An 11,024-nucleotide genomic window follows, 5' to 3' on the forward strand; every position below is an offset into this window, starting at 1 on the left:
TTTTAGGGGTGGTTTTAAAGTAAACAAATAGTTCAAAGCCGCTCCTGACAAAGTCAATTTTTTCAGTATCTACTCAGAATCACGATTTACAGTATCAGGGGAAAAAGCAGGTAAACAAATAGCAATATATTCTGCTCCCTCAGCACCAGGTGTACTGTATTTTACCCATTCTCCCTTACGAGCTATTACTACTTGGCCAGCATTAACTTCTAACTGACCGCCTTCATACTCAACACATAGTTTTCCTTGAAGTACCAGAGTAAATTCATCAAATTCTGGCCTTTGACCTGGTTCCATCCAGCCACTAGGAGAGCGCATTTGGGCAACGCTAATAGCATCTGTTTGGCTATTGACATGACCAATATATTCGTCAATTTGCTTCGGTTTGTTACCTACAGGTTCAATCCGAGTAGGCTTTTCAATCAATTGTGGCATGATTTTTATACACTTTAGTTGGGGTTAACTAACATTAAAGGCTGATTATATTCTACGGGTTGCCCATTTTCGATTAAAATTTCCACTATTTGTCCAGAGACCTCTGCTTCAATCTCATTCATAACTTTCATCGCTTCAATAATACAAACTGTTTGGCCAGAAGTAATTCGATCGCCCACTTCTATAAATGGTGGCTCATCAGGAGCAGGAGCGCGGTAAAAAGTGCCCACAACTGGAGATAAAATTTCTTCAAATTTGTTTGAGATCGTAGGAGGTGCTCCTGAAGTTATAGGAGCAGTTTTTATCGCTGTTGTATCTAATGAGGTAGTACCAGGAGAAACAAATTCAGAAGGGTCAGTCCCATCGGAAGAAGGTAATGAGAGGCGATCGTTAAATAAAGTTCCTTTTCGTACCGTTAATTCCAAATCTCCACTTTTTAAAGTCAACTCCGAAATATTAGTTTGGTCTATTGCTGTTAGTAGTTCCCGCAGTTGATGTAAATCTAATTGCACTGTTTTTATATCCTCACTTAATCGGCGTTCAACTCAATTAATACTTAATAAAAAGAAGAGTTTATTACTGTTTTAGTATAGATGTAGAAGCGTGAAATTCAAAGCCATAAATTTTTTTTACTTACAGAAGTGAGGTTGAGATTTAGGTTTTAGCATAATTACTACTTATTAATAAAAAAATGTAGCAGTTTAAAGAAAAAGACAGGAAGCTTATTCCCTGCTAGGAATACTGAATTAGATATCCGATCAAACCCAAATTAAAATCAATTACAATAAATAAATTATCAATTTATCTTTTTTATTCCTCTCTTAAGTCTATCTTAATCTTCTAAAGGGGCTTTGTGCGGTGGTAATTATGCACATTTATTAAGCCCCCATAAAGATACCTCAGAATTACACAATCAATGCATAACTTACTTCTAAAATAAATCTAGTTTTCTGCTATTACTCTCTACCCAAATAAGAATCATTTCGAGTATCTATCTTAATCCGTTCTCCCTTAGATATAAATAAAGGAACCATAATTTGAGCTCCTGTTTCGACAATAGCAGGTTTACTACCACCAGTAGCAGTATCTCCTTTAACACCAGGGTCAGTGTCAATTACTTCTAAAGTTACTGAGTTGGGCAGTTCCACTTCTATTACTTGTTCGCCCCACTTAATCACATTAACCTCCATACCTTCGCTTAGATACTTAACACGCTCGCCAATTTGATCGGAACTTAAATTGGCCTCCTCATAAGTTTCCATATCCATAAACACAAATTGGTCAGCATCTTTATAAGTATGTTGCATAACCCTTTTGTCCAAAGTAGCTTGAGGTACTGTTTCTCCAGCTCTAAATGTTCGTTCCACTACACTACCAGTTTGTGCATTTTTGAGCTTTGTTCGGACAAAAGCAGAACCTTTGCCTGGTTTAACGTGCAGAAATTCTACTACCCGCCAAACTGAACCATCCAATTCAATCGTCACACCGGGGCGAAAATCATTACTAGAAATCATATAACAACGTTATTGCGGTTTTTAATTAAATTATCAGATTAGAACTTAACATTAGACATCGTACAATATTCGGGAGTCAGAAAAATTGTCAAATATCGTGGGAGTAGAAAGCAATTTTTAGCACCTCGTCAAAATAATTTTATGTAAAATTTCTGATGTCTGGCGATCGAAATCAAAAGTTTTTTTGTCTGAGACATATTAAGGCATATAGTAGTACTTTCTGCTGTTAAGACAATAGACTTGAGTTATTTGCGCAGCATTCTGCTAGGAAAAGGCAACAACTCTAGAAGGCATTTTGCCTTAACCTTAAATGCGTAATGTCATCAGGACTTACGCAAAGTACGAAATTATACACCATCTGTAGGGGCAAACGGCCGTTTGCTGGCGCATAACTATAGTTAACGTCCCTACTATATGCGGTGGTTATGGGTAAGTCCTGATCATGTCCGGGTAATTAGTGATAAAAAAACTTTCTCCTTCTATTGTTCTTTCTTCCCTCCTGAGGACTGACTCCTGAATTCTGCTGAGTGATTTATTTATAACTGTTCAACCGGACATGATATAACTCTATATCTCTACTCTATTGCCTATTGCCATATATCAGCAAAACTATAGTGCTGCGCGCAGGCAACAGGCAGTAGGGAACAGCTCATTTGGGGGAATAAAAAGCTAATAATATAAGACTTTTAGCTATTGGACACCTCCTGCAATTTGTAAATATGCCAGCACACATTGCTATAAGTCGTGACCAAATCTAAAACCTAATTTTTGCCCCCAAAAATCCGATGAGTGTGGACAGCCATGTAATATTAGTAAGGGAACAAAAATTCATAAATATGCTAAATCTTCACAATTCCGTCATTAACACTTGTAAACGCTTGCTTAAAACTGGCATCCTAGCACTATTACTTTTCACTTTGTCTGTTGGTCTTAGTGCTGCTTGGTGGGACTTTGGTGGTAGCACAACAACTCGTGAAAGTCGTTTGCCCCAGGGCGATCCGATTACTGATGGTAAGGCATTATTGAGGTATGCTCTACCGATAGACAATGAACCAGTGCGTAAAATACAAAGGAGTCTGGAAGATATTGCTAATAGACTGCGAGCAAAACGTTGGTCTTCTGTTAGTAGTGATATTGCTGCTGCATCTAGGGTTCTTAATATTAGTAAGTCTCAGTTATTAGCTAGTGTTTCTGAGTCGAAACAATCTGAGGCAGAGGCCATAATTGAACAACTTGAGCAGGGCATTGTTAATATTCGAGAAGTTGCTGAAGCTAAAGATGGGGAACAAGTATTGGAGCAACGGGCACAACTACTGGCATTAGTTGGTCAGCTTGAAAAGTTGATGCTAGGAGGATTTCCGTTTGAGGTTCCTTCAGAGTTTGCTAATTTACCTCAACTCAAAGGTCGCGCTACTATTGAGATGGAAACGGAAAAGGGTTCTTTGACTTTGGTTGTTGATGGTTATAGTGCCCCTATTACTGCTGGTAATTTTGTAGATTTAGTTCAGAGGGGTTTTTACGATGGCCTAGAGTTTATTCGCTCAGAACAGTCTTATGTTTTACAAACTGGAGACCCTCCTGGCCCAGAAGTTGGTTTTATTGACCCTGATAGTGGTGAGTACCGTAATATCCCACTGGAAATTTTGGTCAAGGGAGATGAGGAACCAATATATAGTTTTACTTTAGAAGAAATTGGTCGTTTTCGGGAACAACCTGTTCTGCCTTTTTCTGCTTATGGTACAGTGGCAATGGCTCGTCCTGAATCTGAAAATGATGGTGGTTCTTCTCAATTTTTCTTTTTCTTATTCCAACCAGAATTAACGCCTGCAGGAGTAAATTTACTGGATGGTCGTTATACGGTTTTTGGTTATGTGGTGGAAGGGAAAAAGGTTTTGGAAAAATTAGGTAAAGGAGACAAAATTATTTCTGCTAAGGTAGTTGCCGGATTAGAAAATCTTGTCGAACCTGGAGTTTAAGCAAGGTTCTTTATAATTTTTAAAATTAGGGTAATTGGATAATTTAGCGACTAAAATAATCTTGAGATTTTCAGACTAAGCTACCAATTACTCTAATTAATTTAAAGTTTAAATAATAAAAATTACAGTTATAAAAATAGGAAAAATTTAGGAAGAAGGAAGAAGGAAAAATCTGGCGTTGTCCTAGTTTTAAGCTTTTGATATGTCCGCACCTTTTCCTTCGACTGCTATTACAGTTGTTATAGGTAAAAAAAGTTTTACTATACATCTATAGTTTCATTTTCTCTTCTGGATTTTGCTATAGCTAATCTTCTAATTTTATCTCTCGGATTTTTGGTTTATTCTGATTTATTATTTCTTACTTATTTCTCTTTTTGATTAAATGGCTGTTATCGAATTCGTAATATTCACAGGATTAGGGATTGTATTAGGTGCATTTATATTTAATATATCTAATGACAGAGAACAAAAGCGTATTTTAGATGATGCCTTTTACAAATTATTAGAACTTCAAAATGGTAAAATTTCTCTAATTCAATTAGCTGCTGCGGCTAAAGTTGATGCTCAAATAGCTCATAAATATCTTGAAGGTCAAGTACAAGTTTTCACTGCAACCTTAGAAATTGATGAACAAGGAGATACATTCTACAAATTTCCTAAACTTAGTTTACCTCCTGTTTTAGATAAACAACAATGGTAAGGAATTTAGGTATTAGGTTTTCGGTATTAGGTTTTCGGTGTTAAGTTTTAGGTCTTATACAAAATCCGGTTTAGTAAGGAGATATTCAAAAAAATCAAAATATTTGTCTGATAAGGATTTGAATATTTAGGTAACTACCCTATAATAACCGGATTTAGTATTAGGTATTAGGTTTTAAGTATTAGGTTTTAAATGTTAAGTTTTAAGTGTTTTACTAAGGGTGAAAAAAATTATACCATGTCCGGATGATGATGATGATTAAGTATAATAAAAATGTTTGATTGAATTTATTGAAGCGCTCTTGAGAGAATATCTCAAATTTCTGCTTCCTTTATTTAACCTTTTTGATTTTTTTTCATATACTTATCTTGGCTATGCTGCCTACTCCCTGTTACATGAATGTCGCAATATTTTATCAAATTGGTATTAGGTATTAGGAGAATTATTTCGGATTTAACGCTCCTAATCTTTGATAAGGCCAAAAGCGAATTATTGCCCTACCTATAATATTTTTCTTAGGCAAAAAACCCCAAACATGAGAGTCATTACTATTATTACGATTATCTCCCATTACAAAATATTGATTGTTAGGAACTTCGACTGAAATTGGCAAAGTATATTCAGGAGGTTCAGCAATATAATTTTCAGTCAGCGGTTGGTCATTTATATACACTAGACCATTCTCAATTCTAATAGTATCTCCTGGCAGGCCAATAACTCTTTTGATAAAAGCTTGATTCTTATCATAACCATAGCGTTGTAACTGTTGAGGTGGTTGAAAAACAATAATATCACCTCTAGCAGGTGGATGAAAATGATAAGATACTTTTTCCACTACTAGGCGATCGCCTACTTCTAAAGTAGGTATCATTGAGTCTGAAGGTATATATCTTGGTTCTGCAATTAATATTCTGACTAATAAAGATAAAGATAAAGCGATCGCCAAAACTTTAATATTTTCTTTTTGTTGTTGCCATATTTTTAGCCACCAGGGAGTTATGGAGTTAGCTGTTATTGGTTGATTTAAGGATTCTTTTTCTGATGTCATTTCTATGATTTTATTCTTGAGTATTTCTATACTATAGCAAAACTCCTGGGAATGAGAATTTATCTATTCTAAATAGATATAGTAATCCTATTTGAGTTGCTGGTAAAAATATCTTTGAATTTAAGAAACAGGAAATAGGGGTAAAAGTTTGAGAGTTTTTATATATCCTGAATTTTTTTACAAATGATTTATGATTGCTATAATACTATGATTTTTCCCTATTATATATGTCAGCATTCGGCTATTAATATTCAGCATTTCCGTTTGTCATGCGCTCGCATTCAGATGCATGAACATAATAACTTACTAAGGTTAGCTGATAACCTTTTTATTTCGGTGCGAAATGCCTAAGCAAACATATTTTACTCTTTGGAAATTAATTTCTCCTTCGGTGCGATAATAAGTTAATAACTCATAGCTGATAGCTGAAGTCCGCAGTTCATCTGTAGAAGGTTCGCTGACATCTCTTTGCGCAGCATGACAAACGGAAATACTTACCTATATACAATGCACATATTAAAATTGTTTATATAATCTGAAAGATTAAAATATTAGCTATATATTTTCTCCCTTTTCAGGGGGTGTTATGTGAGATATTCCGTAGAGGTAATTATTCTATTTCATATAAAGTAATCATCAATAGTATAATTAGTTTAAATTTGTAATTTTTTCACAAATTTACCACTCGATCTATTCTTTATAATTCTATGCTGATTCAATTCAGTGTTGGTAACTATTTATCTTTTAAAAAAATTGTCACTTTGAGTATGGTGACTACAGATTTAACTGCTAATAATAAAAGTGTTGATGAAAATAATGTTTTTCAGGTTGATGATGAATTAAATTTACTGAAAAGTTGTGCTGTTTATGGCGCGAATGCTAGTGGCAAAAGTAATTTGGTTAAAGCATTAGATTTTATGCGTCGGTTTGTGCTTAATTCATCAAAAGAAACTCAGATAGAAGATGCTATTAACGTCGAAGAGTTTAGATTAAGTACGGAAACAGAAGGAGAGCCTTCTTTTTTTGAAATAGTTTTTATTTTAGACCATAAATTATATAGGTATGGTTTTGAAGTCGATAAAAAACAAGTGGTTTCTGAATGGTTATTTTATGTGCCAAAAGTTAGGGATACTAGACTATTTGAACGTGATGAAAATGGCATTGAGATGACTAATGTATTTAGTGAAAATCAGTATTTCGGTAAATTTATCGCTGATAAAACCAGAAATAATGCTCTTTTTCTGTCTGTTAATGCTCAATTTAATGGCAAAATCTCTACAAGTATTTTGCGGTGGTTTCGAGATTTGAATGTAATTTCAGGATTACATAGCGATTTTTATCAACAACTCACAATTGAATTTTTCAAGGATAGTCAATATAAAAAAGAAATTATTCAATTAATTAGGAAGTGGGACTTAGGTATTGATGATATTAAAATTGATACGAGGAAGGTTTTGCTAGAACAAATACCTAGTTCTATTTCAGAAGAGTTGAAGAAAATTATGCAAAATTCTGAATTACAAACCGATGATATTCAAAGTCTTCATAAGAAGTATAACTCTGAAGGAAAAGTGGCATCTTTAGAAGTATTTGATTTTGATGAGGATGAGTCAGAAGGAACTAAAAAATTGTTTGCTTTTGCCGTGCCAATTTTAGATACTTTAAAAAATGGAGAAATTTTAATAATTGCGCGAGTGATGCTAGGTTACATCCAATCATCACTCGCGCAATTATTGATTTATTTAACTCTAATACAACAAATCCTAAAAACGCCCAACTTATTTTTACGACTCACGATACTAATTTACTTAGTAATAAAATTTTTAGACGAGACCAGATATGGTTTACAGAAAAAAATCGGCAGGGAGCGACTGATTTATATTCTTTAGTTGAATACAAAGTACCGAATGATGCACCTTTTGAAAGTGATTATATTAAGGGTAAATATGGAGCTATACCTTTTCTTGGTAATTTCACTGAATTATTTGAAAAAAATGGCTAAAAAAAAAGAATATAAGAGAAATTATCAACATTCTGGAAAAAGTAAATATAGTCGTTATTCAAGAAATGACACAGTAGCAACACGAGAAGTTATTGAGCGTTTTTTGATAGTTTGTGAGGGAAAAGAAACGGAACCAAATTATTTTCGGAGTTTTCGCGTGCCTAAAGATGTGATTGACATACGAGGATTGGGTAAAAATACAATTAGTTTGGTTGAAGATGCTCTAAAGATTATGAAAGAAGATGGTAATTACAATCAAGTATGGTGTGTATTTGACCGTGATTCATTTCCCGTAAAAAATTTTAATCAAGCTATAAAAGATGCTAAAAATTATAATATTGAAGTTGCTTATTCAAATGAAGCATTTGAAATTTGGTATTTGTTACATTTTGAATATCGAGATACTGCCATGTCTCGCAAAGATTATAAAAAAGCTTTAACTGAGAAGCTGAATAAAAAATATGAGAAAAATAGTAAGGAAATGTATGAAATATTGAAAAATAAGCAACTTCAAGCAATTAAAAATGCTGAGAAGTTATTAGAGCAACATAATCCACCTAATCCTGTTAATGATAATCCTTCCACAACTGTACATTTATTGGTTAAAGAACTGAATAAATTTGTTCGTCCATAGATGGGAAAGTAAGCACCTGGGCAAAAATTTATAGCAGTTTTGACTAATGACTATTGCGACATCCGCAACAGAGAGAGGAGGTAGATATTTTCTCCACCACAGACCTCAAGTTTTGGTGCTTCACAAAATAAAATGACTATTGCGACATCCGCAACACAGAGAGGAAGTAGATATTTTCTCCACCACAGACCTCAAGTTTTAGTACTTCAGAAAATGAAATGACTATTGCGGCATCCGCAACACAGAGGGGAGCTAGATATTTTTTCGATGCTTCAGAAAATGAAATGACTATTGCGACATCCGCAATAGAGAGAGGAGGTAGATATTTTCTCCACCACAGACCTCAAGTTTTGGTGCTTCACAAAATGAAATGACTATTGCGACATCCGCAATAGAGAGGGGAGCTAGATATTTTTCCGATGTTTAAGAAAATGAAATGACTATTGCGACATTCGCAACACAGAGAGGAAGTAGATATTTTCTCCACCACAGACCTCAAGTTTTGGTGCTTCACAAAATGAAATGACTATTGCGACATTCGCAATAGTAGAGAGGAGGTAGATATTTTCCCTCCACATAATCCATATTATTCATTATTCAAAAATCTCTTCCCTTCTACCTCCTAACTTTAATGATAGTAGTCGAAAGAAAAGACGTGGACATATTAACAGCTTAAAACTCAGACAACGCCAGATTTTTCCTTATCTCCTAGATTGCTAAACACCTTCTTCCTTATCTACTTCTTCCTTTTCTACCTCTCTCCTTCCTCCTTATTTCTTCTTCCTTCTTTCTTCATTTTTTTACACAAACTTTATCTCGACCACCTTCTGTACAATCTTCAAACTTCAGTTTTCCAGCCAACATTTGTTGCTGAACTTCTTCCACTTTTTGCTGAACTTCTTCTGGCAAAACATCATTAAAACGACCCAACTTAGTAATATCTGGATTTTCAATTCCTAAAATATATTTTTCTCCCTTAACTTGATTATTTTTAACAAGATTAGCAACATAAGCGATCGCTCCTCCAACATCCTGCACTGCACTGGTTAGCACTGCTTTTGGCGCAACATCAAGCTGGTCAGTTGTATTACCCACCGCATAAATTCCTTTTTCTTGTGCCGTTTTCAAAACTGCTGGAGCAGCATTATCTAATAAGTGATAAATCACATCAACCCCAGTAGAAATTAAAGCCAAAGCTGCCTCCTTTCCTTTAGCAATATCATTAAAATCTCCAGTGTAACTAATTACAACTTCAACACTGTCATTTACTGACTTAGCACCTAACTCAAACGCCTTACCTTGTAAGTTAGTTCCTTTAAAAGATAAACCTGTAAGATAAGCAACTTTATTAGTCTTAGTCATCAAACCAGCAATTACACCAGCAAGATAACCCATTTGGAAATAATTTGTTGTCACCGAAGCGTAATTTTCACCAGCAATATTACCATTAACTCCCAAAAAAAATGTATCGGGAAATTGACTAGCTACTTGTTGAATAGCAGCATCAAATTGTCCGCCATGACCTACGACTAAATCGTAATTTTTCCTAGCAAAATCAGAAAGGGTTTCTACCTGGTCTGGTTGGGCAATATTTTCTACATAAATCATCTCACCATTGAGAATTTCGGCTGCTTTTTTTACCCCTTCATAACCAGATTGATTCCATCCTCCATCAGTAATAACTCCAGGTAAAGCAATGGCAATTTTAAAAGTTTCAGAATTATCTATAGAATCATTACTAGGATTTTCTGTCCGAATCATTGTAGAAGGAGAATCAGCACAAGCTTTTAATAATAAGCTAGTTATTAATGTTGCTGTACTATAGGAAATAAATGAGCGTCTATTTAATTTTTTAGTCATATTAAGGTAGTCCTATAAATTTAGTAATTTACTTTGGAGTTAAGGAGTAGAAAGTATCTCTAATTTAAAATTTAAAAGCAATAGTATTTATTAATGCAGAAGGAAGAAAGAAAAAGGAAAAATCTTGAATTGTCTTAATTTTCAGCTTTTGGTATGTCTGCCCTCTCTCCTTCGACTGCTATATCTACTAATAGTAAATTTTGGTATTTCTCTTAGTTCTATGTAGAAGGAAGAAACAACAAGGAAAAATCTTGAGTTGTCTGAGTTTTCAGCTTTTGATATATCCGCGCTCTTTCCTGAAACTGCTATATTTACCAATAGTAAATTTTGGTATTTCTCTTAGTTCTATGCAGAAGGAATAAATAACAAGGAAAAAGGAATAAATAAAAAGAAAAAATCTTGAGTTATCTGATTTTTAAGATGAGTGATATATCCACACCTTTTCCTGAGAATGCTATATTTACCAATAGTAAATTTTGGTGTTTCTCCTAGTTCTATACAGAAGGAAGAAACAACAAGGAAAAATCTTGGGTTATCTGAGTTTTCAGCTTTTTATATTTCCGCGCTCTTTCCTGAAACTCCTATATCTACTAATAGTAAATTTTGGTATTTCTCCTAGTTCTATGCAGAAGGAATAAATAACAAGGAAAAATCTTGGGTTATCTGATTTTTAAGATGAGTGATATATCCGCGCTCTTTCCTGAAACTGCTATATTTACTATTGGTAAATTTTGGTATTTCTCTTAGTTCTATGCAGAAGGAATAAATAACAAGGAAAAAGGAATAAATAAAAAGAAAAAATCTTGAGTTATCTGATTTTTAAGATGAGTGATATATCCACACCTTTTCCTGAGA

At 34.2% G+C, this 11,024-nt stretch carries 10 protein-coding genes and 1 pseudogene; 6 read left to right on the forward strand and 5 right to left on the reverse strand.

Annotation, left to right across the window (positions count from 1 at the left end; translation table 11 throughout):
• Positions 1-69: 69 nt before the first annotated feature.
• From F6K06_RS05660 to efp, 3 genes are all read right to left on the reverse strand, one after another.
• Entirely contained in the window at positions 70-435 is a 366-nt protein-coding gene (locus tag F6K06_RS05660) for a cupin domain-containing protein (RefSeq protein ID WP_124145884.1), read from the reverse strand.
• A 14-nt stretch (positions 436-449) separates the two neighbouring features.
• Positions 450-947, reverse strand: a complete 498-nt coding sequence (gene accB, locus F6K06_RS05665) for an acetyl-CoA carboxylase biotin carboxyl carrier protein (RefSeq protein ID WP_124145885.1) — start codon at positions 945-947, stop codon at positions 450-452.
• A gap of 444 nt (positions 948-1,391) precedes the next feature.
• Entirely contained in the window at positions 1,392-1,949 is a 558-nt protein-coding gene (efp, locus tag F6K06_RS05670) for an elongation factor P (RefSeq protein ID WP_287240396.1), read from the reverse strand.
• 836 nt (positions 1,950-2,785) lie between these two features.
• Between efp and F6K06_RS05675 the strand changes: the two genes are divergently transcribed.
• Complete coding sequence (locus F6K06_RS05675) at positions 2,786-3,925, forward strand: peptidylprolyl isomerase (protein WP_287240395.1); 1,140 nt, start codon at positions 2,786-2,788, stop codon at positions 3,923-3,925.
• A 382-nt stretch (positions 3,926-4,307) separates the two neighbouring features.
• Positions 4,308-4,625, forward strand: coding sequence for a hypothetical protein (locus F6K06_RS05680; RefSeq protein WP_287240394.1), 318 nt, complete (start codon positions 4,308-4,310; stop codon positions 4,623-4,625).
• Between the two features lie 442 nt (positions 4,626-5,067).
• Here the strand turns inward: F6K06_RS05680 and lepB are convergent, their stop codons facing one another.
• Positions 5,068-5,673, reverse strand: coding sequence for a signal peptidase I (gene lepB, locus F6K06_RS05685; protein WP_287240391.1), 606 nt, complete (start codon positions 5,671-5,673; stop codon positions 5,068-5,070).
• A 917-nt stretch (positions 5,674-6,590) separates the two neighbouring features.
• Between lepB and F6K06_RS05690 the strand changes: the two are divergent.
• The 4 genes and pseudogenes from F6K06_RS05690 to F6K06_RS05705 all read left to right on the forward strand — a co-directional run.
• Positions 6,591-7,301 (forward strand): annotated as a pseudogene (locus F6K06_RS05690) (ATP/GTP-binding protein); the annotation flags it as partial.
• A gap of 104 nt (positions 7,302-7,405) precedes the next feature.
• A complete protein-coding gene (locus F6K06_RS05695) occupies positions 7,406-7,675 on the forward strand; it encodes an ATP/GTP-binding protein (RefSeq protein WP_287240670.1) in 270 nt (89 codons plus the stop codon).
• Positions 7,668-8,309 (forward strand): RloB family protein, encoded by a 642-nt coding sequence (locus F6K06_RS05700; RefSeq protein WP_287240389.1) that lies wholly within the window; start codon positions 7,668-7,670, stop codon positions 8,307-8,309. Before F6K06_RS05695 ends, F6K06_RS05700 begins: the two co-directional genes overlap by 8 nt.
• Positions 8,310-8,527: 218 nt before the next feature.
• Positions 8,528-8,683 (forward strand): hypothetical protein, encoded by a 156-nt coding sequence (locus tag F6K06_RS05705; RefSeq protein WP_161564611.1) that lies wholly within the window; start codon positions 8,528-8,530, stop codon positions 8,681-8,683.
• Between the two features lie 418 nt (positions 8,684-9,101).
• On the opposite strand, the gene F6K06_RS05710 is transcribed toward F6K06_RS05705, so the two are convergent.
• Positions 9,102-10,169, reverse strand: a complete 1,068-nt coding sequence (locus F6K06_RS05710; protein ID WP_124145890.1) for a BMP family protein — start codon at positions 10,167-10,169, stop codon at positions 9,102-9,104.
• Between the last annotated feature and the right edge of the window lie 855 nt (positions 10,170-11,024).

This window comes from Okeania sp. SIO1H4 (assembly GCF_010672695.1).
GTDB lineage: Bacteria > Cyanobacteriota > Cyanobacteriia > Cyanobacteriales > Microcoleaceae > Okeania > Okeania hirsuta.

Bases quoted from the DNA above. Each gene is read 5' to 3' on its own strand.
- F6K06_RS05710 (WP_124145890.1), bottom strand. From the start codon at position 10,169: ATGACTAAAAAATTAAATAGACGCTCATTTATTTCCTATAGTACAGCA.
- F6K06_RS05705 (WP_161564611.1), top strand. From the start codon at position 8,528: ATGACTATTGCGGCATCCGCAACACAGAGGGGAGCTAGATATTTTTTC.
- lepB (WP_287240391.1), bottom strand. From the start codon at position 5,673: ATGACATCAGAAAAAGAATCCTTAAATCAACCAATAACAGCTAACTCC.
- F6K06_RS05700 (WP_287240389.1), top strand. From the start codon at position 7,668: ATGGCTAAAAAAAAAGAATATAAGAGAAATTATCAACATTCTGGAAAA.
- F6K06_RS05680 (WP_287240394.1), top strand. From the start codon at position 4,308: ATGGCTGTTATCGAATTCGTAATATTCACAGGATTAGGGATTGTATTA.
- F6K06_RS05675 (WP_287240395.1), top strand. From the start codon at position 2,786: ATGCTAAATCTTCACAATTCCGTCATTAACACTTGTAAACGCTTGCTT.
- F6K06_RS05660 (WP_124145884.1), bottom strand. From the start codon at position 435: ATGCCACAATTGATTGAAAAGCCTACTCGGATTGAACCTGTAGGTAAC.
- efp (WP_287240396.1), bottom strand. From the start codon at position 1,949: ATGATTTCTAGTAATGATTTTCGCCCCGGTGTGACGATTGAATTGGAT.